The following is a 25,987-nucleotide window of genomic DNA, read 5'->3' as shown; positions in this document are numbered from 1 at the left end:
CTGCGCGCTTCAGTCGCTCGCTGCGCTCGCTCCTTCCAGTGCTTGCGTCGCCGTGCTTCGTCCTCGCGGCTGCCCCTTTGAGTCCCACCCACACCGCAACCGCAGCCTCACGCCTCCCCAGCCTCGTCGGCCGGCGCTTATAAGCGCCGGCCGACTCCCTCGCGCGTGCTCCTCGGCCGCGAAGCGGCCTCGGAGGCACGCGCCACCGCGTCGTCATTTATAAGTGATCGTCGCCGTCGCTCACAGTTCTTTTAAATATCCTCTCGCATCCACTACTCTGCAATACCCACTCCCGCCGTCGTTCACCGGCACTTCGGGGGAACGCAAATATCTCGCAGCCTTACAGATTCCGCTCGATGTAGCGGTTCACCGACTGTACCCTGTCCGGGTCGAACGTCCAGAGTCCGCGCCAGGTCCGCGGTTCGATCTCGACGGCGAGCAGCCCCACGCCGCCCTCGATCCCGCGTTTGAGATCGGTTCCGGGGTCGACGTCGATCGACTGGGGTCCTTCCGGCGGACGGTACACCACGAACCAGCTGTCGGTGAAGTCCCGCGTGTCGCCGCCGTGGATCACCGCGTCGAGGTCGCGCGGGAAGTCGTCCGGGATCCCGTAGAGGTGCGTGTCGACGCCCGCCGAGGAGACGCGCTCGTACACCCGTCGCGTCCCGACCTCGTCGTCGAGCCGCGAGAGGCGCTGGAACGACGACCGGAGCGTCCCGTCGCCCGCCATCCACGCGGCCCGTTCGATGAACCGCGAGATGGTGATCAACAGGAGCTTCTGTCGGTTCGACTCGGGGTACCCGCGCAGCGAGAACGTCGTGTCGGCGAGCCCGCTGATCACCGACGGGAGGTCGATGTCGTCGAGGGTCCGGCTCCCGGTGATGTACAGGTCAGAGTTCACGAACAGCACCGCGTTGCCGAGCTCGCCGAGCGTCGATCCGGCGACCACCTCGTCGTCTTCGACGAGGAGCGCGAGGTTCTCCAACTCGTCGGCGTCGCCGTCGAAGGGCACGTCCTCGTGGCGCCGGAGGGCGTCGACGTCGATCACCGGCCCCGGATCGCCGGGCTCCGGCGTCTCGGATCCGGCGGGGCCGACGCCCTCCCCGTTCCGGTCGACGATCCGGTCCGTCGTGAACTCCCGGGTGGTGAGCCCGCCGCGGGAGTCGGGGCGGTTCGCGTCGCCGTTTCGGTCCCGGTCGCTTCCGGGCTGTCGGTCGCCTCCGGAATCCCGGTCGCTTCCGGAGCGCCCGCTCGTCTCGACCGCTCCGTCGACCACGTTCACCGCGCCCTCGCCGAACGTGTCGACCAACATGTTCAGCACGGGGTCCGGGTCGCTGCGATTGACGACGACGATGGACCGATCGGCGCCGTCGAATCGGTCGAGGAACTGTGCGAGCGTCACGTTCGCTGACTCGTCGCGTTCTGCAGATAAACGTTCCTTCGCGGTTATCTCGCGTGAAAAACGGAGATCGACGACGCAGAGGCGGCCGTCGAGTCGTGCGGTTCTACGCGCCGACCGCGTCCTCGAGCAGCTGGAGCGGGTGCTCGACCTCGTAGCCGGTGCCGTGTTCCATCTGCATCGCGCAGGTCGGGCACTCGGTCATCCCCACGTCGCCCTCGGCGTCCTCCATGTGCTCGAACATCTCGGCGCCGATCTCCATCGACTTCTCGTACTTCTCCTCCTTCCAGCCGTAGGTGCCGGAGATCCCCGAACAGGAGTCGCCGACGTCCTCTAACTCAACGCCGTCGACGTCGCGGAATGTCTCGACGGCCTGCCGGTCGAGTCCCTGATTGCGGGCGTGACACGGGGCGTGGTAGGCGAACGACTGCTCGTCGGCCAGCTCGGTCCCGGCGAGCTCCGCCTCTAAGTCCTCGTTGATCCGGAGGTACTCCAGCGCCTCGTAGGTGTGCTCGGAGACGTCCTCGATCCCGTGGATGTCGAACAGCTCGGGGTACTCCTGGCGCAGCGACAGCGAACAGGAGGTACAGGAGGCGATCACGTCCGCCCCCTCGCCGATCGCTTCGACGAGGTTCTCGACGTTCGTCTCCGCGTGCCGGCGCGCGTCCTTCAGCATGCCGTTCGCGAACATCGGCGTCCCGGAGCACTTCTGGGGCGGGACCATCACCTCGTAGCCGAAGTGCTCGTACACCCGGACCATCGCCTTGCCGACCTCGGGCGTGTTGTAGTTGGAGTAGCAGCCGTGGAAGTACGCGACGCGCTTGTCGGGGTTCTCCACCTGCGCGCCGCCGCGGGCCTTCCACCACTCGCGGAACGTCTGGGTGGCGAAGTCGGGGAACTCGCGGTCGCCCGCGATCCCGAGCAGCTTCTCGCCGACCTTCATCGCGCCCGGGATCTTCGTCGCGGCGTTCGCCAGCCGCGGCACCTTGCTCGCGATGGAGGCGAAAAAGCGGTAGTTCGAGAGGACCCGGTTGCGGATGTACTCCCGCGAGAGCTTCTCCATCTGCGACTCGACGAACTGCCCGCGCGCCTCGTTGTGCATCTGCGAGAGCGGCACCGAGGAGGGGCAGGCGTCGTCACAGCGCATGCAGTTCGAACAGGAGGTGATCGACTCGTCGATATCGTGGTCGTCCTTGCGCTTGAGCCGCCACTGCTCCGGCCCCTGGAACTTCGGCCCCGGGAACTCGTCGTCGACCTCGGCGACCGGACAGGAGGTGTCACAGCTCGTGCACTTGTAACAGGAGTCGGCGCCCTCCCGGAGGTCCAAGTCGCCGCCCGGGAACACGTCGACCGGGTCGTACGCGTCCGGGTCGAGGTCTGCCGAGTCGCTCCCGCCGGCCGCGCTCTCGACGCCCCCGTCGGTGGCCGGGCGCTCCGACGGAGTCCCTTCGGGCACCTCCCCGTCGTCCGGGACGAAGATCGACGGCTGCTCGTCGCGCCCCGCCTCGGGGACGCCGGGGGCTGGCGACGACGGGGCCGCGCCGGTCGTCGAACCGTCCGCGTCCTCCCGCTTTTCGTCCGGTCCGTCGACGCCCTCCCGCTTTTCGTCCGGTCCGTTCGCCTCCTCCGTCTCTCCGTCGTCCGTGTGTCGTGTCATTGGGTTGCCTCCGTCGCCGCTTCTCGTCCGGCCACGATCCCCGTCGCGAGCGACACCCCGCTCGCGGACTTCTCTCGCGCCGCGTCCGCGCCGCCGACGACCCCGCCGGCCGCGAAGACGTTGTCGTACTCCGGTTCGCCCTCCGCGTTCAGCGCGCGGCCGTCCCCGCCGATCCGGACGCCGAACCGCGCGTACGGCTGGTCGCCGAACGCGTCGTCGACGAACCACTCGTAGCGGTCCGCCGGCTGCGGGACGTGCAGGTCGAAGACGGGCTCCCGGACGCCCTCGCGGTCCGAGTCGAGCCCCTTCCCGACGAGCCCGCCGGTCGCGAGCACGAACGCGTCGGCGCCGTAGGGCGTCTCTCTCCCTTTTTTATCGACCGCGACCGCCTCGACCCGGCCGTCCGCTGCGGTCTCGACCCCGACGACCGGGTTGCCGGTCTCGAACCGGACGCCCGCGTCGTCGAGCGCGTCGTACAGCCGGTCCTCCAGCCTGAGCCCCGGGAGGCTCGGCGGGCCCATCGGGATCTCGAAGACGTCGGCGCCGAGCCGGTCGGCGAGCTCGGCGCGGACCTCGTCGCCCTCCTGGTCGCCGAGGAACGCCGGGAGCCCGACGCGCTCGACCCGTTCCACGCCGCCCGCCTCGTCGACGGCGTCGTGGAGGTGCGGCGCGACCGCCTTCGCCAGCGCCTCGCGGGCGGGGACCCCGTCGATCGCCTCGTCGTGGTCGAGCGCCTTCGCGAGCCGGGTGACCTTCGCGTCCGCCCGGAACGCCTCGGCGAACTCGACCTCCGCGCCGGCGACGTCGAAGGGGACGCCCGCGGCCTCCAGCCGGCCGGCGAAGGCGCGCGCGTCGTACTCGGTGAGCGACCGGAACCCGACGATCAGCGCCGGGCGGTCGTCGCTCGCGAGCCCCGCCTCGGCGGCCGCGGGGTAGCGCGCGGTCGGCTTCACGCTCCCCCCGAACGTCGGGAGGAGGGCGTTGCGGTCGGTGTGGCCCCCGCGGTACGCGTCGCCCGCGAGGTCGTCGAACAGGGCCAGCCCCTCGCGGAGTGCGTCGGCGCCGAGGATCCGGTAGGGATGCGACTCGGGAAGCCCGTCGATCGCCTCGAAGGGGTCGGCGAGCGGCCCCTCCGGGTCGGGCCACTCGTCGCGGTCGAGCTCGCGGCCCGCCGTGGGCGGCCCGTCGCGAAGCGGCTTCGCGGGCTCCGTCGCGGGCACGTAGCCGAGCGCGTCGATCAGCCCGGAGGCCTGCCGGAGCGTGCTCGCCTTGTGGGAGACGAGCCGCACGTCGGCGCCCTCGCGGGCCGCCGCGACTGCCGAGGTGACCGCCGCCAGCCCGCCGCCGACGACGAGCACGTCGCTGTCGATCGCCATCAGGCCCCTCCGTCCGCGGCCGCGTCGTCAGCTGCGCGGCCACCGTCGATGGCCACGTCGTCAGCTGCGCGGCCACCGTCGGTCGCAGCGGTTCCGGCATCGCTGTCCCCGGCAGCGTCGGAGCCGGCCGACCCGGCTTCCGAGCCGGCGTCGAAGGCGCCGAAGTCGACCTCGGCGTCGAGGGTCGCCGGGTCGCCGTCGCGGTTCATCGTCGTCGCGTGCAGCAGGTGGTTCAACATCGCCTGCGAGAGCTGCCGGCCCCACAGCGCGTGGCGCTGGCCCTTCCAGCGCTCCTGATACAGCTCGTCTTCCGCGTCGCGGACGACCGGCTCCGGGTACTCCCGCGCCAGCTCCGCGGCGATCCGGTGCGAGCAGAAGCCGCCCTGGCAGTTCCCCATCGAGGCGCGGGTGCGCAGCCGGACCGCGTTGAGGTCGCTGCCGGCCTCGCCGATCGCGTCCTGAATCTCCGCGCGGGTGACGCCCTCGCACTCGCAGACCACGGGGTTCGGGTCCCACTCGTCGAGCACGTCGTCGGCCCGCGAGCCGAGGCGTTGGCCCGAGCGCCGCGCGACGGGCGACCGGAGCCCGAACTCGTTCATCAGCTCGTCCATGCGTGCGGGGTTTTCGGAGCCGGGGAGCGGCGCCTCCGCGGTGTCGCAGGTCGCCTCGTGGTCGAGCGCCTCGCAGACGTGGTCGGAGATGGACTCCGCCATCATGCGGTAGGTGGTGAGCTTCCCGCCGACGATGGTCGTCATCCCGGGCAGGTCGTCGCGCTCGCCGTGGTCCAAGAGGAAGTAGTCGCGCGTGATGTCCGTCGGGTCCTCGGTGCCGGTTCCGGGCGGCTCGTAGAGGGGCCTGACGCCCCAGAAGGAGCGCAGCGTCCGCGCGTCCTTCAGGGCGGGGACGAGCTCCGAGAGCGTCTCGATCATCAGGTCGACCTCCCAGTCCTCCTCGGGGTAGTCCTCGGGGTCGTCGACCTCCTCGTCGGTGGTGCCGAGGATGCAGGCGGTCTCGTGGGGCACGATGATGTCGGCGTCGCCCTTCGGCCGACAGCGGTTGATCACGGTGTCGACCTGCCGCGTGTTCATCACGGTCATCACGCCCTTCGAGGGGCGCACCTCCACGTCGACGCCGGCCATCTCACCGACGTTGCCCGCCCACGCCCCGGTGGCGTTGACGACGTGGCGCGCGCGGATCTCCTCGGTCGTGCCGGGCTCGCGGTGGACCCGCTTGCCGGGGCCGGTCTCGTGTTCGACCTCGACGCCGACGACCGCGCCGTCCTCGACGAGCACGTCGGTCACCGGGGCGTGCGTCTCGATCCGGGCGCCGTGCTCGCGGGCGTCGGCCGCGTTGGCGACGCAGAGCCGGAAGGGGTCGACCGCGCCGTCCGGCAGCGCGATCGCTTTCTCCACATCGCGCGCGAGGTACGGCTCGCGGCGGCGGGCCTCCTCGCCGTCGATCACCTCGACCGGGATGTCGCACGCGCGGCACCCCTCCAGCTTCTCCTGGAAGTACTCCTCGGAGTCCTCGGGCCGCTTGACGAACAGCCCGCCGGTCTCCTCGACGCAGTGGCCCGCGATGTCGCGCAACACCATGTTCTCCTCGATGCACTCGCGCGCGCTCTTCCGGTCGGAGACCGCGTACCGCCCCCCGCTGTGTAAGAGCCCGTGCATCCGCCCCGTCGTCCCGTGCGTCAGGTTCCCCTTCTCGACGAGCACCGCGTCGAGCCCCCGCCGCGCGAGGTCCCTGACGACGCCGCACCCCGTCGACCCCCCGCCGACGACGACGACGTCCACCTGTTGGTCCATGTCGGTCCGGTCGGACTCCGCCCACTTTACTTTACCTCCTACTGAGGGCCACCCATAACAATCAGAGACGTTCAAGTAGTACAATCGTTGTCGGCGCCGATTTATTTATATACTAGATTTTTCATTCGCCCGCTAATCCGGATTTTAACAGTTAGATTATTATGGTAGTACATTATGTTCATGACTGGCGTGGTAGCTTCCGTGAAGATATGTCGCGGCGGCGGCGACACCGGCTCACCGATCGAGACGCGGACGGTGGCTCGACCGGCGGGAGAGCCGACGGGGCGACGCGAATGCCGGTCCGGGGGACGAACCGGTCTCCCGGCCGTCGGTCGCCGCGCGGGCAACGGTGGCCGCGAAGCTGACGACGCGGCCGCCGATGGTGGCCGCGCGCCCGGCGTCGACGCCGCGAGCGGACCAGCGCCACAGGAGGGATCCAACACATGACACAGTATGTCGGTGCGATAGACCAAGGCACGACCGGTACCCGATTCATGGTGTTCGACCACGAGGGGCAGGTCGTCGCGAACGCGTACGAACAGCACGAACAGATCTACCCCAACCCGGGGTGGGTCGAACACGACCCGATCGAGATCTGGGAGAACACCCAACAGGTCGTCCTCGACGGGCTCGCCGACGCGGGCCTGGAGGCGGACCAGCTCGACGCGATCGGGATCACGAACCAGCGCGAGACGACGATCGTCTGGGACAAAGACTCCGGGAAGCCGGTCCACAACGCCCTCGTGTGGCAGGACCGCCGGACCACGGACCGCGTCGAGGAGCTGCAGGAGGCGGACAAAGTCGAAGAGATCAGACAGAAGACCGGCCTCGAGGCCGACGCGTACTTCTCCGCGACCAAGACCGAGTGGATCCTCGACAACGCCGAACCGCTCAAGATGCAGAGCTCTCGGGGCGGCGACCTCCGCGACCGCGCCCGCGAGGGCGAGCTCGTCATGGGGACGATCGACTCGTGGCTCATCTACAACCTGACGGGCAACCACATCACCGACGTCACCAACGCCTCCCGGACGATGCTGTACAACATCCGGGAGATGGAGTGGGACGACGAGCTGCTCGATGAGTTCGACGTGCCGAGGGAGATGGTGCCCGAGGTGCGCCCGTCCTCCGACGAGGACTACTACGGCCACACGGACGCCGACGGCTTCCTCGGCGAGGAGGTCCCGGTCGCGGGCGCGCTGGGCGACCAGCAGGCGGCGCTGTTCGGCCAGACGTGCTTCGACGAGGGCGACGCGAAGAACACCTACGGCACGGGGTCGTTCTACCTGATGAACACGGGGACCGAGGCCGTCGAGTCCGACCACGGACTGCTGACGACCATCGGCTTCCAGATGTCCGGCGAGCCGGTCCAGTACGCGCTGGAGGGGTCGATCTTCATCACCGGCGCCGCCATCGAGTGGCTCGAGGACGTCGACCTGATTAACAACGCGGCCCAGACCGCCGAGCTCGCGCGGTCGGTCGACTCGACCGACGGCGTCTACATGGTCCCGGCGTTCACGGGCCTCGGCGCACCCCACTGGGACGGTCGCGCCCGCGGCACCATCGTCGGGATGACCCGCGGGACCAGCAAGGAGCACATCGTGCGGGCGACGCTCGAGAGCATCGCGTACCAGACCCGCGACATCGCCGAGGCCATGGAGGCCGACTCCGGCGTGGAGACGACGACGCTCCGCGTCGACGGCGGCGCGGTCAAGAACAACTTCCTCTGTCAGCTCCAGTCGGACATCATCCAGACCGACATCGCGCGGCCGGAGGTCGACGAGACCACCGCGCTCGGTAGCGCCTACGCCGCCGGGCTCGCGGTCGGCTACTGGGACACCGTCGACGAGCTCCGCGACAACTGGCAGGTCGACCGCGAGTTCACCCCCGAGAAGGACCAGGCCGAGGTCGACAAGCTGTACAGCCGGTGGGACGACGCGGTCGAGCGCTCGAAGAACTGGGCGATCGACGAGGAGGACGAGTAGATGAACGAGCTCCTCCTTCAGGTCCCGGTCATCGGCGTCGAGATCAAGCTGTTCCTGCTGCTCGTCATCACCGCGCTGGCGGGCGGCGCGTTCGGGGCCGCGATCGGCGCGCTCCCGGCGTTCATCTTCACCGGGTTCGTCGTCTTCCTCGGCGAGGGGATCGGCGTTCTCCAGCGCCAGATCGGCGCCGTCGAGGGGATCCCCGCCGGCGAGCTCGCCGCCGGGATCACCGGCGTCATCGGCTTCGGCGCGATCACCGGCCCGCACATCGCGTTCGCGGGCGGCGTGGCCGCGTCGGCGTACGCGGGCAAGAAGTACCCCGAGATGGAGCCCGCCGGCTGGGACTACCACTTCGGGAAGAACATCCTGTACGCGTTCGGCACCAAGCCGGACATCCTCGCGGTCGGCGCGATCTTCGGCCTGGTCGGCATGCTGATCACCCAGGTCGCGAACGGCGTCTTCATCAACGTCTTGGGGACGACCCCGCCGACCGACTTCATCGCGGTGTCCGTGTTCGCGACGGCGTTCCTCGCCCGGCCGGTGTTCGGCTACCCGATCGTCGGGAAACCGGCCGGCGACGGGTTCCTCGACATGTCGCCGTTCGAGCGCGAGGAGTCGCACCCGGAGGCCGAAGGCGGCCCTGAAGAACACGCCGGACGGCTGGCGACCGAGCCGTGGCTCCCCCACCAGTACAAGTGGGCGAACGTGGCCACCATCGGTCTCGTCGGCGGCGTCCTCGGGGGGTACATCTACCTCCAGACCGGGAGCATCTTCATGGGGTACGGCATCTCCGCGATCAGCCTGCTGTTCCTCAACCTCGGCGTCGAGAAGATCCCGGTGACCCACCACATCACGCTGCTCGGCTCGACCGGCGCCGTGATCGCCGTGGGCGCGTACGGTGACGTCGGTGCGGTGACGCCGCTCGCGTCGGTCGGCACGACGGGCGCGCTCGTCGCGATCGTCGCCGCCGGCGTGTTCGGCGCCGCCAGCGGGCTCCTCGGAGAGCTCACCCAGCGGCTGTTCTACTCGCACTCCGGGACCCACGTCGACCCGCCGGCAATGGCCATCGCGATCATGATGCTCATCGTCGGGATCCTCGCGATCCTCGGCGTGTTGCCGAACGCCGGATACCTCTGAGGCCGTGGGGGGATCGGCCCCGAAAGGGCGGGGAACGCCCCCGAACCGATTCGTCCGCGCGGCGCCCGCCGCGCGGTCGCAGCGCGCCAACCGTCCCGACACGCCCTCGACCGAGACCGAGACGCCGGAGACACCAATGGAACGCCACACGAGACGCGAGCCACGATCGGACCGAACCGGGAGCGACCGCGCTTCGCACCGGTTTTACCGGAGCACCGCGGAGGGCCGCCCGTGAACATCGACGACCGGATCGAGCGGCGGCTCGGCTACGACGTGGAGGCCGGCGTCGTCGTGGACCTCGACGCCGTCTCGCCGGTGTCGCACACCGAGTCGCCGGTCGGCCGCGGACCGGCGATCGAGCGGCTCCTGGACGCGTTCGAACCGGCCTTCTCCGGATCGCTCCCGCCGAGCGCCTACGTTCACGGGCCGAAGGGGAGCGGGAAGTCGGCGATCGTCTCCGCGCTGTTCCGCCGCCTCGCGGACCACAGCGGCCCCCGACGAGCGATCCAGACGTCGACGCGGGCGGTCGAGCCGACGCTCCCCGGGTTCGTCTACGTGGACGCGCGGCGGGCGTCGACGCGGTTCCGGCTCTGTCACGCCGCGCTCGACGCGGTCAGCGACGACGCCGTCCCCGAGCACGGGGTCGGCACGGACGAGGTGGTCGAGTCGCTGCGGGACGCCGTCGGCACCGGTCCCGACCTGGTCGTCGCGGTCGATCACGTCGACGAGCCGGAGACGCCGGGCGCGACGGCGGTCGTCGAGTGGCTCACGGACGTCAGCGACCGGGTCGTTCCGGTGTGTCTCGGCCGCGACGAGCCGGCGGAGATCGAGTGGACGCCCGACGAGACGGTGGCGTTCGAGCCGTACCGGCGGCACGTGCTCGTCGAACTGCTGACGAGCCGGTGTTCCACCGGGCTCGGACGCGACGCGCTCACCCACGACCAGATCCGCGAGATCAGCGAGTGGGCCGACGGCGACGCGCACGACGCGCTCGCGGCGATCGCCGGCGCGGCCATCACCGCGGAGCGCGCGGGCGCCTCGACGGTGCGGCCGGAGGACCTCGATACGGGGATCGAGTCGGTCCCGCGTCCGGGCGTCGCGCTCGGACGGGTCCTCGCGCTCTCGGAGAGCCGACGGCGGCTCCTCTACGAGCTCGTGAGCCTGCCCGACGACGACCGGGCCTCGGTGAGCGCCGCGACCGAGACGATCGCCTCGCGCGAGGCGGTGGACCTGTCGCCCTCGACCGTGCGGCGCGTGCTCTACGAGCTCGCGGACGCCGGCCTGCTCGACCGGGTGACGGCTCGCCAGAGCGGAGGGAAGGGACGACCGCCGAGCCGGCTCGTCCCGCGGTTCCCGACGCTCGTGTTCCGCGAGCTGTTCGACCGGCCCTCGTGGTCGGTCTGACCCGACGCCGCCGTCTCTTCGCCTCGCGTTCCCGCTTCCGTCGGCCGCGAACGCAAGACAGTTGCGCGTCGCGGGCCGCACGTCCGGTATGGTTCCGCCCCTCGCGTTAGACATCGACGGGACGCTGACGACGGCGAGCGGCCGGATCGACCCCCGCGTCTTCGATCTGTTGCCGGAGTGGGACGCCCCGGTGGTGCTCGCGACCGGGAAGGCGTTCCCGTATCCGGTCGCGCTCGCGCACTTCCTCGGGCGCGCGGAGACCGTCATCGCCGAGAACGGCGGCGTCGTGCACGTCGACGGCGAGACGACGGTCCTCGGCGACCCCGAGGCCCCCAGAGCCGTCGTGGAGGCGTTCCGCGAGCGCGGCGGCGACCCCGGTTGGGGCGCCCGCGACACGGTGAACCGCTGGCGCGAGACGGAGGTGGCGCTGTCGCTCGACGCGGACGAGACCCTGCTGCGCGAGGTCGCCGCGGCCGCCGGCGGCGACGTAGAGGTGGTCGACACCGGCTACGCGTACCACGTCAAGTCGACGGGCGTGAGCAAGGGCCGCGGGCTCGAACGCGTCGCCGACGCGCTGGGGATCGAGCCCGCCGCGTTCGTCGCGGTCGGCGACAGCGAGAACGACGTGTCCACCTTCGCGCTCGCCGGCGAGTCGTACGCGGTCGCCAACGCCGACGTCGCCGCCCGGAACGCGGCCGACACCGTCCTCGAAGAGTCGTACATGGACGGCACGGCCGGCGTGCTCGCCGACCTCCGGGCGCGGAGCGAATAACGCCAAAGCGAGCGGTTACTGTGGATGTCGAGTCGATTGATCCCGGGAGTGAGTGTTGCAGATCGGCGGTGGTGATAGGGTATTTAAACAGGCGTGAGGGCCGGCGACGGTCGCTTATAAACCGATTGTGGTGGCGCGTGCCTCCGAGCGCCCGCCGGGCGCGAGGAGCACGCGCGAGGGACGCCGCGAGCGCAGCGAGCGGCGCGGCTGGGGCTTTGGAGGTCGTCACCGCAGACACATCGATCACTTATAAACAACCGCCAGCACCACCACAATCCGACTTATAAACAACACCTCCACCAACGTGCGAGACCCACTCCCAAAATCGCAGACCATCGCGTCTGTGCTGAACGATCGCGTGTGTCAGACGGCCAACTGCTGGGGATTCAACGAATCGACGTAACCGCTTTCCCGCGCGGCGCCCAGCATCGGACAGTGAGCGAACTCACGGACAGCGGCTCGGACGGGGGCCGAGCCGAACCGTCGGCGCGAGCGCTCCTCCGCGAGGCGCTCGCGGGTGACAGCGAGGCGCCCGGCGTCGAGTTCGACCCGGGGACGGTCCCGCTCCCCGACGCCGACGTGCTCGACCGGCTCTCGCCGCCGGTCCGCCGCTGGTGGGTCTCGGAGTTCGCGGCGCACGTCGGTGAGAACGGCGGGCTGTTCACCCCGCCGCAGCGCGGCGCGATCCCCCGCGTCGACGCCGGCGAGAACTGCCTCGTCGCCGCGCCGACGGGGAGCGGGAAGACGCTCGCCGCCTTCACCGCGGTCCTCGACGACCTCTTCGCGCGCGACCGCGCCGGCGACCTCGACGACTCCGTCTACTGCCTGTACGTCTCCCCGCTGAAGTCGCTCGCGAACGACGTCGAGCGCAACCTCGAGGCCCCGCTCGAGGGGATCGCGGCGGAGATGGCGGCGGCGGACGGCGCAGAGGGAGGCGAAGGTGACGTGGGGGTGGCCGAAGGTGACGTGGAGGGGGCCGAAGGTGACGTGGGGGTGGCCGAAGGTGACGTGGGGGTGGCCGAAGGTGACGTGGAGGGGGCCGAAGGAGACGAAGGGGACGGCCCCGACCCCGGCGTCCGCCAGGCGATCCGCCACGGCGACACGAGCGAGGCGGACCGGCGGGCCATGCTGGAGGAGCCGCCCCACGTGCTCAACACCACGCCGGAGACGCTCGCGATCCTGCTCAACTCGCCGAAGTTCAAGGAGAAGCTCCGCACCGTCGAGTACGTCGTCGTCGACGAGATCCACGCGCTGGCGGGGAACAAGCGCGGCACCCACCTCTCGGTGTCGCTGGAGCGGCTGACCGAGCTCGCCGACGGCTCCCCGACCCGGATCGGCTGTTCCGCGACGGTCGAGCCCCTCGACGAGGTCGCCGACTTCCTCGTCGGCCGCGAGCGCGTCGCCGGCGAGGTCGGCGAGGCGGACGGCTTCGCTCCCCGCGACTGCGAGGTCGTGGACGCCCGGTTCGGCCGCGAGTTCGACCTGCGGCTCCGGACCCCGGCGGCCGACCTCATTCACACGCCCGACTCGGTCGTCACCGACCGCTTCTACGACGCGCTCCACGACCTGATCGCCGACCACGAGAACACGCTGGTGTTCGCGAACTCGCGGTCGGGCGCCGAGCGCACCCTCCGCGAGCTCCGCGAGCGGTTCGGCTACGACGAGACGGACTCGGGCTGTCACCACGGGAGCCTCGGCGAGACGCAGCGCCGCCGGATCGAGGAGGGGCTGAAGGCGGGGACGCTGGACGTGGTGACCACGTCGACGAGCCTCGAGCTCGGCATCGACATGCCGCATCTCGATCTGGTCGTGCAGGTGGGGTCGCCGAAGTCGGTCGCGGCGCTGCTCCAGCGCGTCGGGCGCGCGGGCCACAGCCCCGGCGAGACCGTGGAAGGGCGGGTGTTCGCGCTCGACCGCGACGAGCTCGCGGAGTGCGCGGCGATGCTCGCCCGCGCCGAGGAGGGGTTCGTCGACGGCGTGTCGCCGCCCGAGGGCGCCGCCGACGTGGCGGCCCAACACGTCTACGGGATGGCGATCAACCGGGTCCGGCCCGACCGTGAGATCCGCGAGGTGCTCAGCCGCGCGCACCCGTACCGCGAGTTCGGGGCCCGCGAGTACGAGCGGCTCATGCGGTACCTCACCGGCGACCACGAGGGGCTGGCGGAGCGCAACGTCTACCCGAAGGTGTGGCGCGACGCGAACGACCCGCCGGGGGGCGAACACCACCACGAGGAGCATCCGGTCGGCGAGACGCTCGTCGGGAAGCGCGGCCGGCTCGCGCGGGTCATCTACATGACGAACGTCGGGACGATCCCCGACTCGTTCGGCTGCGACGTGGTCACCCGCGACGGCGACGCGGTCGGGACGCTCGACGAGAACTACCTCGACACGCTCGCGCCGGGCGACGTGTTCGCGCTGGGCGGCGAGCGGTTCGCGTTCCGCTACCGCCGCGGGTCGAAGGTGTACGTCGACCGGACGGACGAGCGCCCGACCGTGCCCACGTGGTACGCCGAGCGGCTCCCGCTGTCAGCCGATCTGGCGGCCGAGGTGCTCGCGTTCCAGGCCGACCTGCTCGACCGACTGGAGGACGGCGGCCCCCCCGCTGTCCGCGCGCGGCTGCGGGAGCTCCCGATCGACGGCAACTCGGTGCGGGCGATCGCCCGGACCTACGCCGAGCAGGTCGCGTACGCGGGCGCGGAAAGCGTGTCGACCCCGTCGCGGCTCGCCGTCGAGGAGGTGCTCGACCGCGACGCGTACAAGCGCCGATTCCACGTCCATTCGACGTACGGCCGGCGGTTCAACGAGGGGGTCTCGCGGCTGGTCGCCGCCGAGTGCGCGGCCCGGACCGACGCCGAGCCGACGGTCGCGGTCGCCGACCGGGGGTTCAGCCTCGCGCTCCCGCTGAACCGCAAGGTCGACGTGGCCGGCGTCCTCCGCGATCTGGACCCCGAGACGGTCCGGGCGGACCTCCGGGCGGCGCTGCGGGGGACCGACCTCCTCCAGCGCTACTTCCGGATCAACGCGACGCGCTCGCTCATGATCCTCAAGCGGTACAAGGGACACGAGAAGTCGGCCGCCGAACAGCAGGTCTCCGCCGAGACGCTGCTCTCTCTGGCCGAGGGGCTCGACGACTTCGCGGTGATCGAGGAGACGTACCGCGAGTTGTTGAACGACCGGCTCGACGCCCCCCGGATCCGCGCGGTCGCCGAGCGGATCAGCGAGGGGGACCTCGCGGTCGTCGACCGGACGGTCGACTCTCCGACCCCGCTCGCGTTCGGGCTGGCGACGCTCGTCGACTCGGACGCGGTGCTCGCGGGCGACGAGTCGGCGGCGCTCCGGGCGTTCCACGACCGGGTGCGGGCGGCGATCGACGACTCCTAACCGTGCGGGCGGCGATCGACGACTCCTAAGGGCTCCCCGGCCGCGGCGGCTCCGGCGGGATCACCTCGGGGAGCCCGTCGAGGAGCGACACCGTGTAGTGGAGGAACACGGCGAGCGCGACGACCGACAGGAGCAGTAAGAACAGCAGGATCATGCGCTCGTCGCTGCGCACGACCGCGCTGGCGTCGCCGGCGAAACGCCGAGCGTCCCCGAGCCGCTGCATGCGAACGGGTACGGCGCGCGCGGCATAAAATGGCGGGGCGAGGTGGAAAAGCGGAATGAGGCGGGACGGCTCAGTCGCTCTCGGCGGTCGGGGCCTGCGAGCGCGTCAGCGGCTCCCCGTCGACCGGCTCGTCCGGGTTCGCGTCGATCGCGGCCTCGCTGAGCCCCAGCTGGGCGTCGACGTCGGCGTCCTCGCGCACGTGGACGGTGCCGCGGTGGATCGCGATGGCGTCGGCGAGGTGGAGCCGGACCGCGTCGAGTAACACGTCGGCCTCGAGGGGCTGCCCGCGGCGCTTGATCTCGTCGACATCGGCGCCCGGAGGCACGTCGAAGGCGCGCTGGGCGATCACCGGCCCCTGGTCGAGGTCGGTGGTCACGTAGTGGGCGGTGACGCCGGCGATGCGGACGCCCGCGTCCTTCGCCTGCCGGTACGCCTCAGCGCCGGGGAACGCCGGCAGCAGCGAGGGGTGGACGTTGATGATCCGGCCCTCGTAGCGGAAGACGACCTCCGGCGAGAGGATGCGCATGTAGCGGGCCAACGCGATCAGGTCCACGTCGTACTCGGCCAGCAGATCGAGCAGGCGCCCCTCGTCGGTGTTGCCGTTGCCGTCGCCCACGTCGTAGAAGGGCTTGTCGTAGCGCTCCGCGAGCGACCGGAGGTCGCCGCGGTTGCCGATCACGACGGGGATCTCGGCCTCCTCGCCGTCGTCGGCGAGGTCGCCGTTGGCCTCGGCCTCTAGGAGGGCCTCGGGCGCGTGGGTCTCCTTGGTGACCAACAGCGCGATCCGGCGCGCGTCGCGGTCGCTCGGGAACCGGACCTGGATGTCCACGTCGAGCTCGCGGCCGAGCTCGGCGAGCGCGCGGCGGAGCTCGCCCCGCGAGGTCTCCAGCTCGGAGGCGTCCACGCGGGTCGTCATCCGGAAGACGCCCTCGCGGACCGCCTGGTCTAAGTCCTCGATGTTGATTCCCCGCTCGAACAGCAGGGAGGTGACCCGCGCGATGAGTCCGGTCTTGTCTCCTCCGACGACCGTGATCTCGGTTAGTTCGCGGGTCATGCGACGATCACCTCCGCGGGTTCGAACGGCTGCATACACCCCACCCAGAACGCGGAGGGGTTTGCCCCTTTCGCTCCGGGCCGACGCTGCCGCCCGCACGATCGACCGGTATATATCCACGAATGTGGATATAAAACGCGTTCCAAAACGGTTTTTACACACGACTCCGCACTACCGGACATGACGGCATACACCGCGACGGTGACGGTCCGCCTGAAGCGGGGCGTCCTCGATCCGGAGGCCGAGACGACCCAGCAGGCCCTCGAACGGCTCGGCTTCGAGCTCGAGGACCTCCGGTCGGCCGACCGGTTCGAGGTCGACCTCGACGCCGCCGACGCCGACGAGGCCGCCGACCGCGCCGACGAGATGGCCGAGCGGCTGCTCGCGAACCCGACGATCCACGACTACGAGGTCGCGGTCGCGGAGCGATGACGGTCTCTGTTATCCAATTTGGCGGGTCGAACTGCGACCGCGACGCGGTGCGCGCGCTCGACCACATCGGCGTCGACGCCGAGCGCGTCTGGCACGAGGACGGGCTCCCCGCCGACACCGAGGGGATCGTGATTCCGGGCGGGTTCTCCTACGGCGACTACCTGCGCGCCGGCGCGATGGCCGCCAGGTCCCCGATCATGGACGAAGTCCGAGACGCGGCCGACGACGGCGTCCCCGTGATCGGCGTCTGCAACGGCGCCCAGATCGGCTCGGAGTCCGGGCTCACCCCGGGCGCGTTCACCACCAACGCCTCCGCGCGCTTCCAGTGCGAGCCGGTCCACCTGCGCGTCGAGCGCGCGGACACCCCGTGGACCGCCGCCTACGACGAGGGCGACGTGATCGAGGTCCCCATCGCGCACGGCGAGGGGCGCTTCGAGATCAGCGAGGCCGCCCACGCCGACCTCGTCGCCGACGATCGCGTGCTCTTCCGCTACTGCGACGCCGACGGGAACGTCACCGACGCGGCCAACCCCAACGGCTCCACCGACAACGTCGCCGGCGTCCTCGGCGAGCGCGAGTCGGTCGCCGTGCTGATGCCACACCCCGAGCGCGCCACGCTCCCCGACCTCGGTCGGAGCACGGACGGGGCGGGGATCCTCGAAGCGTTCGCTTAGGCCCCGGCTCCGTCAGTCTCGTCCAGCTCGCTCCGCCTCGCGGGTTCGGTCCGGGTCGCCGCTTCCCCTCGCGTTGACCCCCTCCCCGCTCTCGCGCTCCAGCTCTCGCTCCAGTTCCCGCTCGAACTCCGCCTCGGTGAGTTCGCCCTCGGCGTACCGACGCTGGAGGAGCTCGACCGGGCTCTCGTCGGGTTCGGCGTCCGCGCTCCCGTCGTCGCCCTGCGACGCGAGCGCGCGGATCCCGAGGACGCCGACCGCGGCCAGGGCCGCGACGGTAACGAGCATGAGGAGGGGGAAAACGAACATCCAGACCCCCATTCCGCCCATCATCCCGGCACCGCCCGTCATCGCCGAGCTCCCGATCATCGTCGGATCCCCCCGTCTCTGAGAACGGTCATGTGTGTCCGTTACACTTCTCCACATAAATACTCGCGGCGCGTTCGTGCGCCGCGAGAGACCGCCGCTCCGCGCGGGCGGCGAGTCGCGTCCGGTGTATGTCCGGGATCCGGTCGGGTACCGGGTGGTGATCGAAGCGCGGGAGTAGCGGAGACAGCGCTGACGTTTGTACTTTTAAGAGGACACGCATCCGACGTATCGGGAAGATGGACGAGGAGACGGTGTCGGACTACGTCGAACGCTCTCGGTCGCTCGTCGACTCGTCCCCGCAGATGGACGAGCAGAACACCCGAGCGCGGCTGATAGATCCGTTTATAAGGGACGTTCTCGGTTGGGACTTCTACTCGACGTCGATCGAGATGGAGTACTCGGTCCAGATGGGGTCGACGAAGAAGAAGGTCGACTACGCGCTGTTCGCCGACGGGTCGCCGGCGGTGTTCGTCGAAGCCAAGGGCTGTGACACGACCGTTTCCGAGTCGCACGCCGACCAGCTCCGGAGCTACATGCGCCAGGAGTGGGTCGACTGGGGGCTGCTCACGAACGGGAAGTCGTTCCACGTCTACCGACTCAAAAAGGACGGCGACAAGCCCGACGTGGAACTCCTCCGCCGTATCGAACTGGCCGATCTCACCGCGAACGACTGGCTCCTCGCGGCGCTGTCCGAGGAGTCGATCCGGTCTGGCGCGTCGACGGAGATCTACCAGCGCGTCGAGCGCCGCCGGAAGGCGATCGAGGCGCTCTCCGACGGGAAGTCGGAGATCGCCGAGGCGATCCGCGAAACCGTCGTCGACCGCGTCGGCGAGGTCGTCTCGCAGCCGGCGGAGTCGCTCTCGAAGACCTTCGTCGACGACCTGATCGCGGAGCTGGAAAGCGATCAGAACGACAGCCCCTCCGACGCGGACGAACCTACTCAATCAAACACGTCGTCAGACCTCGCCCAAAGGACCGAAACTGACGATCAGTCCGGGACATACGTGGTTGAAATTGCCGACCAAGCGAATTCCTCCTCGTTCAGCGACGACGGCCAAGCCGATCTCATGGCGACCGTCGTGGATCACCTCATAAGGGAACACGGCTTGATCGACGCGTATGCCCCGCTTCCGTACGTTCCGGGAAAGAAAATCGCGATCCTAAACGACGAACCGACTCACCCGTCGGGCGAAGAGATGCGACTGTACCGCGCGGTCGGCGGCGGCTACTATGTGTACACCTCGCTGAACAAGGGAGCGAAAAAGCGCCATCTCACCGACTTCGCCGACGCCTGCGGCGTCGACATTACCTTCGACGGCGAGTGGTGACGGGTCTGTCCCCGAACCCGTTCGCCACACCGAGCAACCCTCGCCCCGACGACGCCGTTTAAGACCCCCGAGCGACAGGGTCGAGTATGAGCGAACAGCAGCCGCGGTCGGAGGGAGCAGCCCCCCGAAACCGCGACGACGCGGACCGGTTCGCGGGCGAGAAGGACGAGGACTTACGGAGCAGAGACGTGACGGAGGGGGCCGACAAGGCCCCGCACCGCGCGATGTTCCGGGCGATGGGGTTCGACGACGAGGACCTCTCGTCGCCGATCATCGGCGTGCCGAACCCGGCGGCCGACATCACGCCGTGTAACGTCCACCTCGACGACGTGGCGGACGCGGCGATCGACGGGATCGACGCCGCGGGCGGGATGCCGATCGAGTTCGGGACGATCACCATCTCCGACGCCATCTCGATGGGGACCGAGGGGATGAAGGCCTCACTCATCTCTCGGGAGGTCATCGCGGACTCCGTCGAGCTCGTCTCCTTCGGCGAGCGGATGGACGCGCTGGTGACGGTCGCCGGCTGCGACAAGAACCTCCCCGGCATGCTGATGGCGTCGATCCGCACCGACCTCCCCTCCGTCTTCCTCTACGGCGGCTCGATCATGCCCGGCCAGCACGACGGCCGCGACGTGACCATCGTGCAGGTGTTCGAGGGCGTCGGCGCCTACGCCGAGGGCGACATGAGCGGCGAGGAGCTCGACGATCTGGAGCGCCACGCCTGTCCCGGCGCGGGCTCCTGCGGCGGGATGTTCACGGCGAACACGATGGCGTCCATCTCCGAGGCGCTCGGGATGGCGCCGCTCGGCTCCGCCTCCGCGCCCGCGGAAGACGAGGAGCGCTACGAGGTCGCCGAGCGCGCGGGCGAGCTCGCCTTGGAGTGCATCGAGCAGGACCGCCGCCCCTCCGACATCCTCTCGCGGAAGTCCTTCGAGAACGCGATCGCCCTACAGACCGCCATCGGCGGCTCCACGAACGGCGTGCTCCACCTGCTCGCGCTGGCCGCCGAGGCCGACGTGGACCTCTCGATCGAGGACTTCGACGAGATCTCGCGACGCACGCCGAAGATCGCGGACCTGCAGCCCGGCGGCAACAGCGTGATGAACGACCTCCACGAGGTCGGCGGCGTGCCGGTCGTGCTCCGCCGCCTGCTGGAGGCCGACCTGCTCCACGGCGACGCGATGACCGTGACGGGGCGGACACTCGAAGAGGAGATCGCTGAGCTGGAAGACTCGGGCGAACTCCCGGACGATTCGGAGATCGAGGCGGACTTCCTCTACACCGTCGACGACCCCAAGGAGGAGGAGGGCGCCATCAAGATCCTCAAGGGGAACCTCGCGCCCAACGGCTCGGTGCTGAAGGTGACCGGCGACGACGAGTTCTACCACGAGGGGCCGGCCCGCGTGTTCGAGAACGAGGAGGACGCGATGGAGTACGTCCAGTCCGGCGCGGTCGACTCCGGCGACGTGATCGTGATCCGCAACGAGGGGCCGACCGGCGGCCCCGGCATGCGCGAGATGCTCGGCGTCACCGCCGCCGTCGTCGGCGCGGGCCACGAGGACGACGTGGCGCTCCTGACGGACGGCCGCTTCTCCGGGGCGACCCGCGGCCCGATGATCGGCCACGTCGCGCCCGAGGCGGCCGACGGCGGCCCGATCGGCCTCATCGAGGACGGCGATCACGTCACCGTGGACATCCCCGAGCGCGACCTCGCGGTCGACCTCTCCGAGGAGGAGATCGCGGAGCGCCGCGAGGAGTGGGAGGCGCCGGAACCGCAGTACGAAGGCGGCATCCTCGCGAAGTACGCCCGCGACTTCGCCGGCGCGTCCGACGGCGCCGTGACGAATCCGCGGCTGACCCGCGATCTGTAAGAGACTGGAAGGACCGCCTCCGAGCGGTTATAAGCTGCGCGCCGTTTTCGACCCTCTCCGTCGCTCCTTACTCACCGGCCACCCCGCCGTCGGTGTGGGCCGTCCGGACCGATTCGGCGCGCCAGACGTTGCTCCGGCGGCCGGCGCGCGACAGTTCCATTTTGACCACCGACCCGACCGGGAGGTCCGCGACGCGCTCGCGCGCGTCCTCGTCGGCGTACTCGACGACGTGGTACGTCTCGTTGCGCGGATGTGCACGTACCGTGGTGCAATCGTGATCGTTCTGCTCGGAAATCACCGTGTATGCGTTTGGTCCCGACATCTTATCTCGTTATTCTTGGACATCCTACTTCAATACTCCGTATATTCACTACGGTCGTCGATCAGGTGGTAATACGAATATAAGGTGTTCACAAGCCGAACCGACGGCGGCGTTCGGTCTCGCGTTCGCGCCCGTCGACGCGGTCGCGTCAGCGTGACAACCGTCAGCGGACGACCGTCACCGGAGACGCCGACCCCCGGACGATCTTCTCGGCGATGTTGCCGACGAGGAGCCGGTCCGCGAGGCTCCCGCTGTGGCTGCCGATGACGACGACGTCGAACTCCTCGCTCGCGTCGACGACCGACCGCGCGGGGTGGCCGGCCATCACGTCCGTTTCGATCTCGATCCCGCTCTCCGCGGCGATCTCGCGGGCGCGTTCGAGCAGGTCGCTCGCCTGTTCCCGCGCCGCCTCCTCGGTGTCGTCGGCGAGCGCGAGCCCGGCCGCACCGCCCATCATGGAGGAAGGCTGCCCCACCACGTGGAGCACGACGATCTCCGCGTCCGGGTGCGCCTCCAGCGCGAACCGGAGCGCGCGCTCCGCCATCTCCGACTCGTCCATCGGAACCAGCACGCGGGATATCATGGTCGCCCTTCGCCCGACGCACGGATAAGTGGTGTGTTCGCACGGATCAAACGTGCCCCGCCAGACCAGCACGCATATCTCCGCGGGTCACGCACCGTGAGGCATGGAATCCAGCCGGTCGGACGACGACCCCGTCGGCGTGGCGCTGTTCGTCGACGGGCCGAACGTGTTGCGGGAGGAGTTCGACGTCGACCTCGACGACGTGCGGGTCGCGGCGGAGGCGGAGGGGCAGCTCGTGACGACGCGGCTCTACCTCGACGAGCACGCGACGCCGGGACTCATCCAGGCCGCGGAGGCCCGCGGCTTCGAGGTCGTCGTCACGAGCGGCGACGTCGATGTGAAGCTCGCGGTCGACGCCGCGCGCTTCGCGGCGGAGGGGCGGATGTCGACGCTCGCGATCGCCTCGCGAGACACCGACTTCAAGCCGGTCGTCGAGACCGCAAACGGCTACGGGATCCGGACGCTCGCGATCGCGCCCGGCGAGTTCGGCCGGTCCGACGCCCTCCGCAACGCCACGAACGACTCGGTGACGCTCGACGGCGACAGGGGCGGCGACGCGGACGGCGAGGGGAACGGCGCAGACGGGTCGTGATTTAACGCTCGCGGTCGTCTCGGACCGTTCGACGCGCCGCGATCCGTCCGAAGAGGAGCGCGCCGACCCCGCCGGTGGCGGCGGCGAGGCCGCCGAACCCCACGGCGGTCGGGAGGAGCCCCACCCGCGCGATCGCGGCGTCGACGCCGACGCGGACCCAGCCGAGGTTCGGGACGGCGAACAGCGCCTTGGCGGTGATCCAGTCCTCGCGGACGATCGGGGCGATCCCGGCGCTCTGGTCGTACTCGCCGTTGGCGTCACCGTAGGTGATGTACCCGTCGTAGGGGGCCGGACACCCCGCGATCGTCGCGCAGTCGCCGTCGAGCAGCGCGGGATCGGCCCGGTCGGTCCAGTCTTCGCCGGCGCTCACCGGGAAGGCGATCCGGTGGAGTATCGGCTTCTGGCCGTCGCTCGGCGGGTCGAACACGACCACGTCGCCGGCGCTCCCGAACCTGGTCGGCGCGCCCGGCTCCGCGGCGCCGACGAGCCCGCCCCACGGAAACCGGTCGGTGGACGTGACAACGACCAGATCGCCGCGCTCCACCTCCGGGGCCATGCTCCCGCTCTCGACGGCGACGAACGGGGGCCACGCGCCCGCGACCGCGGCGACGACGACCGCGACCAGCAGGACCGCGGCGGCGGGCGCGAGCAGGCCGGAGAGGTTCCGCGTCACGTGCGGTACCGGGGGAGGAAACGGCTTGAGCCTGTCGGCGGGCGAGGGCGGACGAGGGCGTCGCGACCCCGCCCGAGAGGTGTCCGATGACAAGACCTTAGGTCGGGCCAAGCGACGGTTGGTCCATGACGGACCGACGCACCCCTCTCCACGAGATCCACGAGGAACGCGGCGCGAAATTCACCGACTTCGGCGGCTGGCAGATGCCGGTCGAGTTCGACTCGATCAGCGAGGAGCACGCGGCGGTCCGCGACTCGCTCGGCGTCTTCGACGTGTCGCACATGGGCGAGATCGAGGTGTCGGGACCGGACGCGACGACGCTGATGAACCGCCTCACGACCAACGACGTGACCGCGCTCGACCCGGGGGACTCCCAGTACGCCGCGATCACGAACGCGGACGGCGTCATGCTCGACGACACCGTCGTCTACCGCCTTCCCGACGGGATCGAGGCGGGCGACGGCGCCGCCGCGCTCTCCGGGCTCGACCGCGACCTCGACGCCGGCGACGGCGACCCGGCGTACCTCTTCGTCCCCAACGCCGGCCACGACGAGCAGATGTACGACCGGTGGATCGACTACCGAGACGAGCAGGGGCTCGACGCCGCGGTCGAGAACGCGACCGACGACTGGGCGATGCTCGCGGTGCAGGGGCCGGACGCGGCCGACGCGGTCGACGACGCGACGCCCGCTGACCGGGTCGTCGGCCTCTCGAAGTTCGAGGCGACGGTCGCCGCCGTCGCCGGGGCCGACAGCTGGGTCGCCCGGACCGGCTACACCGGCGAGGACGGGTTCGAGGTGATGTGTCCCGCGGGCGACGCCGAGGCCGTCTGGGCGGCGTTCGTCGGCGAGGACGCCGGTGGACCGACCGCCCAGCCCTGCGGGCTCGGCGCGCGCGACACCCTCCGCACGGAGATGGGGTACCTCCTCTCCGGACAGGACTTCGACCCCGAGAGCGAGCCGCGGACCCCCTACGAGGCGCGGATCGGCTTCGTCGTGAAGCTCGACACGGAGTTCGTCGGCCGCGACGCCCTCGAGGCCCAGAAGGAGGAGGGCGTCGACGAGAAGTTCGTCGGCGTCCGCCTGCTCGAACGCGGCGTCCCCCGAAACGGCTACGCCGTCACCGACGGCGACCTCACGCGGGTCGGCCAGCTCACCTCCGGCACGATGAGCCCCACGCTCGACGAGCCGATCGGGTTAGGGTACCTCCACGAGCACTACACCGAGCCGGGCACCGAGGTGAGCGTCGTCGTGCGCGGCGACGAGAAGCGCGCGGAGGTCGTGATTCCGCCGTTCGTGGATCGGTAAGGTCGAGTTCGGGTTCCGTAGGTCTCCCGTCGCGTTCCCAGTCGAGCAATTCAGGTCGAGCGCTCTGGGTCGACTGATCGGCCTGGAGCGGATGTGTCAGAAGACCGTCGGGAGAAAGCATATACGCACTTCCGATCATGGGCCCGTATGAACCGCCGGCACCTTCTGATCTACTGCGGGATTACCGCTAGTATCGGTGGGTGTCTGGAACGAGAGGCTGACTCGGTCCAAAGCGGTGAGACTGAGTCTCGGAACGGTGAGAGTGACGCCGAATCCGCGAACAACGACAGCGAAGGGGGCGACGGCTCGCCGTCACACGTGATCACCGTCTCGGAACCGACAACCGATATCGACGAGGGTAGTGCTCGCTGCCGGTTTGACGATCTTCCGCCCGGAGCACAGGAGGAGGTCACGAGTGCGATAGACGATCTGCAGTCCGACGCCGACGAGACGGGACGGTACGCCACGTCTGAGAGGCCGGCGCTTTTGGACACGGACTGCTACGCCGCGTATATCCGATACGAGAACCGGTATTACTTCACCGGCGTCGATGCGCTCGGTGGGTAGCTAGAGCGACCGATATCGGTGATATGGATGCTTGAGCTCTTCTGACGGAGATGCGTCTGTTTCGGTGACGGTCACTGTCGGGAGTGAGTCTCGCAGATCGGCTGCGGCAGAACAGTATTTAAACAGCCGTGAGCGGCGGCGATGATTGCTTATAAAGAACGGTGCAGTGGCGTCGCCGGCGGCTTGCCGCCGGCTGCAAGCGAGAGCTTCGCTCTCGCCCTGCGTGCCTCCGAGGCCGCCTCGCGGCTGGGGCTTTGGAGATCTTCACCACAGACACATCGATCACGTATAAACACCCGACAGCAACGCCTTTCGATCCCGTATAAATAGCTGATCAGCCAACGTACAATACTTACTCCCGCCGTCGATCGGGAAGCACTGTTCATCGATCGGTGGCCTCCGCGTGAACGCTCCGGAGCGCCATGTAGAGGTGCCAGTGGTCGACGTCGAGCAGGTCGGCGAGCGCTCGCACCGCGTCGAGGTATCGGTCGTACGCGTCGACCGTCATCGGCTCGGGGTACTGTTCGTCGAGGTCAACACCGATGTCTGCGTCGTCGGTCAGCGCGGCGACGACCGCCCACTCGCGCTCGCCGACGACGAGGTACTCGTCCGGGTCGAGGAACCACAGCAGCGCGGAGGCGACCTCGAGGTCGACGCCCGGAATCCCCGTGAGAGCGTCGAGCGCGCGGTGGTGGGGTGGAGAGCCCGCCTCCTCGTCCAGCGCGTCGACCGCGTCCCAGATCGCCCCCCGAAGCTCCCGGGGCTCCGCGTCGGACACCGCCGACTCGACCGCGCGGCGCGCCCCGTGGTCGATGTCGGTCACCGCCCGACGGAAGTACCAGCGGACGACCCACTCCACGTCGCGCTTGCCGTACTCGCCGCTCCGGAACGCCTCCGGGAGGGACTCGATCGCCTCCGCCTCGACCGGGTGGAAGGGGGCCGACTCCCGGTACGCCTCGACGCGGTCGGCGACCCGACCCTCGATATCGGCGAGCGAGCGGTCCATACCGGTCGAAGGGCACGAGTCGGCAAAACGGTTCGGCGGCCGCCTCGGGCCCCCTTCGGCGGGAGCTTTC

Annotated in this window: 23 protein-coding genes; 12 read left to right on the top strand and 11 right to left on the bottom strand. The window is 69.9% G+C overall.

Features of this window, described 5'->3' with window-relative positions; all coding sequences use genetic code 11:
• Positions 1-340 precede the first annotated feature (340 nt).
• The 4 genes from JIN95_RS11240 to glpA all read right to left on the bottom strand — a co-directional run bounded on the left by JIN95_RS11240 (position 341) and on the right by glpA (position 6,240).
• On the bottom strand, positions 341-1,402 hold the full coding sequence (locus JIN95_RS11240) for a hypothetical protein (protein WP_200531511.1): 1,062 nt from the start codon (positions 1,400-1,402) through the stop codon (positions 341-343).
• 103 nt (positions 1,403-1,505) lie between these two features.
• Positions 1,506-3,056 carry an anaerobic glycerol-3-phosphate dehydrogenase subunit C gene (locus tag JIN95_RS11235; protein WP_200531510.1) on the bottom strand — a complete coding sequence of 517 codons (1,551 nt, stop codon included), beginning with the start codon at positions 3,054-3,056 and terminating at the stop codon, positions 1,506-1,508.
• A complete protein-coding gene (gene glpB / locus JIN95_RS11230; RefSeq protein WP_200531509.1) occupies positions 3,053-4,432 on the bottom strand; it encodes a glycerol-3-phosphate dehydrogenase subunit GlpB in 1,380 nt (459 codons plus the stop codon). The genes JIN95_RS11235 and glpB overlap by 4 nt, the downstream gene beginning before the upstream one ends.
• Positions 4,432-6,240, bottom strand: a complete 1,809-nt coding sequence (glpA, locus tag JIN95_RS11225; protein ID WP_200531508.1) for an anaerobic glycerol-3-phosphate dehydrogenase subunit GlpA — start codon at positions 6,238-6,240, stop codon at positions 4,432-4,434. The genes glpB and glpA overlap by 1 nt, the downstream gene beginning before the upstream one ends.
• A 443-nt stretch (positions 6,241-6,683) precedes the next feature.
• Here glpA and glpK point away from each other — a divergent pair, with 443 nt between their 5' ends.
• The 5 genes from glpK to JIN95_RS11200 all read left to right on the top strand — a co-directional run bounded on the left by glpK (position 6,684) and on the right by JIN95_RS11200 (position 14,916).
• Positions 6,684-8,222 (top strand): glycerol kinase GlpK, encoded by a 1,539-nt coding sequence (gene glpK, locus JIN95_RS11220; RefSeq protein ID WP_095636092.1) that lies wholly within the window; start codon positions 6,684-6,686, stop codon positions 8,220-8,222.
• On the top strand, positions 8,223-9,359 hold the full coding sequence (locus JIN95_RS11215; RefSeq protein WP_200531507.1) for a hypothetical protein: 1,137 nt from the start codon (positions 8,223-8,225) through the stop codon (positions 9,357-9,359).
• Positions 9,360-9,590: 231 nt separating this feature from the next.
• Positions 9,591-10,763, top strand: a complete 1,173-nt coding sequence (locus JIN95_RS11210) for an AAA family ATPase (protein ID WP_095636094.1) — start codon at positions 9,591-9,593, stop codon at positions 10,761-10,763.
• Positions 10,764-10,851: 88 nt separating this feature from the next.
• On the top strand, positions 10,852-11,535 hold the full coding sequence (locus JIN95_RS11205) for an HAD hydrolase family protein (RefSeq protein WP_095636095.1): 684 nt from the start codon (positions 10,852-10,854) through the stop codon (positions 11,533-11,535).
• A gap of 435 nt (positions 11,536-11,970) precedes the next feature.
• Positions 11,971-14,916, top strand: a complete 2,946-nt coding sequence (locus JIN95_RS11200; RefSeq protein WP_200531506.1) for an ATP-dependent helicase — start codon at positions 11,971-11,973, stop codon at positions 14,914-14,916.
• A 25-nt stretch (positions 14,917-14,941) separates the two neighbouring features.
• Here JIN95_RS11200 and JIN95_RS11195 read toward each other — a convergent pair whose 3' ends face one another.
• Together JIN95_RS11195 and JIN95_RS11190 are read right to left on the bottom strand one after the other, a co-directional pair.
• Entirely contained in the window at positions 14,942-15,139 is a 198-nt protein-coding gene (locus JIN95_RS11195) for a hypothetical protein (protein ID WP_095636097.1), read from the bottom strand.
• Positions 15,140-15,209: 70 nt separating this feature from the next.
• Complete coding sequence (locus JIN95_RS11190) at positions 15,210-16,193, bottom strand: formyltransferase family protein (RefSeq protein ID WP_200531505.1); 984 nt, start codon at positions 16,191-16,193, stop codon at positions 15,210-15,212.
• Between the two features lie 180 nt (positions 16,194-16,373).
• On the opposite strand from JIN95_RS11190, the gene purS reads away from it, so the two are divergent.
• Together purS and purQ are read left to right on the top strand one after the other, a co-directional pair.
• Positions 16,374-16,625, top strand: a complete 252-nt coding sequence (gene purS / locus JIN95_RS11185) for a phosphoribosylformylglycinamidine synthase subunit PurS (protein ID WP_095636099.1) — start codon at positions 16,374-16,376, stop codon at positions 16,623-16,625.
• Positions 16,622-17,299, top strand: a complete 678-nt coding sequence (gene purQ / locus JIN95_RS11180) for a phosphoribosylformylglycinamidine synthase I (protein WP_095636100.1) — start codon at positions 16,622-16,624, stop codon at positions 17,297-17,299. The genes purS and purQ overlap by 4 nt, the downstream gene beginning before the upstream one ends.
• Before the next feature lie 12 nt (positions 17,300-17,311).
• Here purQ and JIN95_RS11175 read toward each other — a convergent pair whose 3' ends face one another.
• Entirely contained in the window at positions 17,312-17,665 is a 354-nt protein-coding gene (locus tag JIN95_RS11175; protein WP_234699201.1) for an SHOCT domain-containing protein, read from the bottom strand.
• Positions 17,666-17,901: 236 nt separating this feature from the next.
• Between JIN95_RS11175 and JIN95_RS11170 the strand changes: the two genes are divergently transcribed.
• Positions 17,902-18,993 carry a type I restriction enzyme HsdR N-terminal domain-containing protein gene (locus tag JIN95_RS11170; RefSeq protein ID WP_200531504.1) on the top strand — a complete coding sequence of 364 codons (1,092 nt, stop codon included), beginning with the start codon at positions 17,902-17,904 and terminating at the stop codon, positions 18,991-18,993.
• An 86-nt stretch (positions 18,994-19,079) separates the two neighbouring features.
• On the top strand, positions 19,080-20,867 hold the full coding sequence (gene ilvD, locus JIN95_RS11165; RefSeq protein WP_200531503.1) for a dihydroxy-acid dehydratase: 1,788 nt from the start codon (positions 19,080-19,082) through the stop codon (positions 20,865-20,867).
• Between the two features lie 67 nt (positions 20,868-20,934).
• Here ilvD and JIN95_RS11160 read toward each other — a convergent pair whose 3' ends face one another.
• Both JIN95_RS11160 and JIN95_RS11155 read right to left on the bottom strand, forming a co-directional pair.
• Positions 20,935-21,189, bottom strand: coding sequence for a hypothetical protein (locus JIN95_RS11160; RefSeq protein ID WP_095636103.1), 255 nt, complete (start codon positions 21,187-21,189; stop codon positions 20,935-20,937).
• Positions 21,190-21,352: 163 nt separating this feature from the next.
• On the bottom strand, positions 21,353-21,772 hold the full coding sequence (locus tag JIN95_RS11155) for a universal stress protein (RefSeq protein WP_095636104.1): 420 nt from the start codon (positions 21,770-21,772) through the stop codon (positions 21,353-21,355).
• A 103-nt stretch (positions 21,773-21,875) separates the two neighbouring features.
• On the opposite strand from JIN95_RS11155, the gene JIN95_RS11150 reads away from it, so the two are divergent.
• The gene (locus JIN95_RS11150; protein WP_095636105.1) at positions 21,876-22,364 is read left to right on the top strand and encodes an NYN domain-containing protein; all 489 of its coding nucleotides are present in this window, start codon (positions 21,876-21,878) and stop codon (positions 22,362-22,364) included.
• Position 22,365: 1 nt separating this feature from the next.
• Here the strand turns inward: JIN95_RS11150 and JIN95_RS11145 are convergent, their stop codons facing one another.
• Complete coding sequence (locus JIN95_RS11145) at positions 22,366-23,037, bottom strand: S26 family signal peptidase (RefSeq protein WP_200531502.1); 672 nt, start codon at positions 23,035-23,037, stop codon at positions 22,366-22,368.
• Positions 23,038-23,162: 125 nt separating this feature from the next.
• On the opposite strand from JIN95_RS11145, the gene gcvT reads away from it, so the two are divergent.
• Together gcvT and JIN95_RS11135 are read left to right on the top strand one after the other, a co-directional pair.
• Positions 23,163-24,344: a glycine cleavage system aminomethyltransferase GcvT gene (gene gcvT, locus JIN95_RS11140; RefSeq protein ID WP_200531501.1), complete on the top strand. Its 1,182-nt coding sequence runs from the start codon at positions 23,163-23,165 to the stop codon at positions 24,342-24,344.
• A gap of 147 nt (positions 24,345-24,491) precedes the next feature.
• Complete coding sequence (locus tag JIN95_RS11135; RefSeq protein ID WP_200531500.1) at positions 24,492-24,911, top strand: hypothetical protein; 420 nt, start codon at positions 24,492-24,494, stop codon at positions 24,909-24,911.
• Positions 24,912-25,293: 382 nt separating this feature from the next.
• On the opposite strand, the gene JIN95_RS11130 is transcribed toward JIN95_RS11135, so the two are convergent.
• Positions 25,294-25,917, bottom strand: coding sequence for a hypothetical protein (locus JIN95_RS11130; protein WP_095636108.1), 624 nt, complete (start codon positions 25,915-25,917; stop codon positions 25,294-25,296).
• Positions 25,918-25,987 lie beyond the last annotated feature (70 nt).

The organism is Halorubrum sp. LN27 (assembly GCF_016635065.1).
Lineage (GTDB): Archaea > Halobacteriota > Halobacteria > Halobacteriales > Haloferacaceae > Halorubrum > Halorubrum salipaludis.
The sequence above is the reverse complement of the archived record's forward strand: the minus strand, read 5'-3'. Positions and strand labels throughout refer to the sequence as shown.

What these genes read in the sequence shown, in the direction of transcription:
- JIN95_RS11235 (WP_200531510.1), bottom strand. Translation starts at nt 3,056, where the DNA reads ATGACACGACACACGGACGACGGAGAGACGGAGGAGGCGAACGGACCG.
- glpB (WP_200531509.1), bottom strand. Translation starts at nt 4,432, where the DNA reads ATGGCGATCGACAGCGACGTGCTCGTCGTCGGCGGCGGGCTGGCGGCG.
- glpA (WP_200531508.1), bottom strand. Translation starts at nt 6,240, where the DNA reads ATGGACCAACAGGTGGACGTCGTCGTCGTCGGCGGGGGGTCGACGGGG.
- glpK (WP_095636092.1), top strand. Translation starts at nt 6,684, where the DNA reads ATGACACAGTATGTCGGTGCGATAGACCAAGGCACGACCGGTACCCGA.
- JIN95_RS11215 (WP_200531507.1), top strand. Translation starts at nt 8,223, where the DNA reads ATGAACGAGCTCCTCCTTCAGGTCCCGGTCATCGGCGTCGAGATCAAG.
- JIN95_RS11205 (WP_095636095.1), top strand. Translation starts at nt 10,852, where the DNA reads ATGGTTCCGCCCCTCGCGTTAGACATCGACGGGACGCTGACGACGGCG.
- JIN95_RS11195 (WP_095636097.1), bottom strand. Translation starts at nt 15,139, where the DNA reads ATGCAGCGGCTCGGGGACGCTCGGCGTTTCGCCGGCGACGCCAGCGCG.
- JIN95_RS11190 (WP_200531505.1), bottom strand. Translation starts at nt 16,193, where the DNA reads ATGACCCGCGAACTAACCGAGATCACGGTCGTCGGAGGAGACAAGACC.
- purS (WP_095636099.1), top strand. Translation starts at nt 16,374, where the DNA reads ATGACGGCATACACCGCGACGGTGACGGTCCGCCTGAAGCGGGGCGTC.
- purQ (WP_095636100.1), top strand. Translation starts at nt 16,622, where the DNA reads ATGACGGTCTCTGTTATCCAATTTGGCGGGTCGAACTGCGACCGCGAC.
- JIN95_RS11175 (WP_234699201.1), bottom strand. Translation starts at nt 17,665, where the DNA reads ATGATCGGGAGCTCGGCGATGACGGGCGGTGCCGGGATGATGGGCGGA.
- JIN95_RS11170 (WP_200531504.1), top strand. Translation starts at nt 17,902, where the DNA reads ATGGACGAGGAGACGGTGTCGGACTACGTCGAACGCTCTCGGTCGCTC.
- ilvD (WP_200531503.1), top strand. Translation starts at nt 19,080, where the DNA reads ATGAGCGAACAGCAGCCGCGGTCGGAGGGAGCAGCCCCCCGAAACCGC.
- JIN95_RS11160 (WP_095636103.1), bottom strand. Translation starts at nt 21,189, where the DNA reads ATGTCGGGACCAAACGCATACACGGTGATTTCCGAGCAGAACGATCAC.
- JIN95_RS11155 (WP_095636104.1), bottom strand. Translation starts at nt 21,772, where the DNA reads ATGATATCCCGCGTGCTGGTTCCGATGGACGAGTCGGAGATGGCGGAG.
- JIN95_RS11150 (WP_095636105.1), top strand. Translation starts at nt 21,876, where the DNA reads ATGGAATCCAGCCGGTCGGACGACGACCCCGTCGGCGTGGCGCTGTTC.
- gcvT (WP_200531501.1), top strand. Translation starts at nt 23,163, where the DNA reads ATGACGGACCGACGCACCCCTCTCCACGAGATCCACGAGGAACGCGGC.
- JIN95_RS11135 (WP_200531500.1), top strand. Translation starts at nt 24,492, where the DNA reads ATGAACCGCCGGCACCTTCTGATCTACTGCGGGATTACCGCTAGTATC.
- JIN95_RS11130 (WP_095636108.1), bottom strand. Translation starts at nt 25,917, where the DNA reads ATGGACCGCTCGCTCGCCGATATCGAGGGTCGGGTCGCCGACCGCGTC.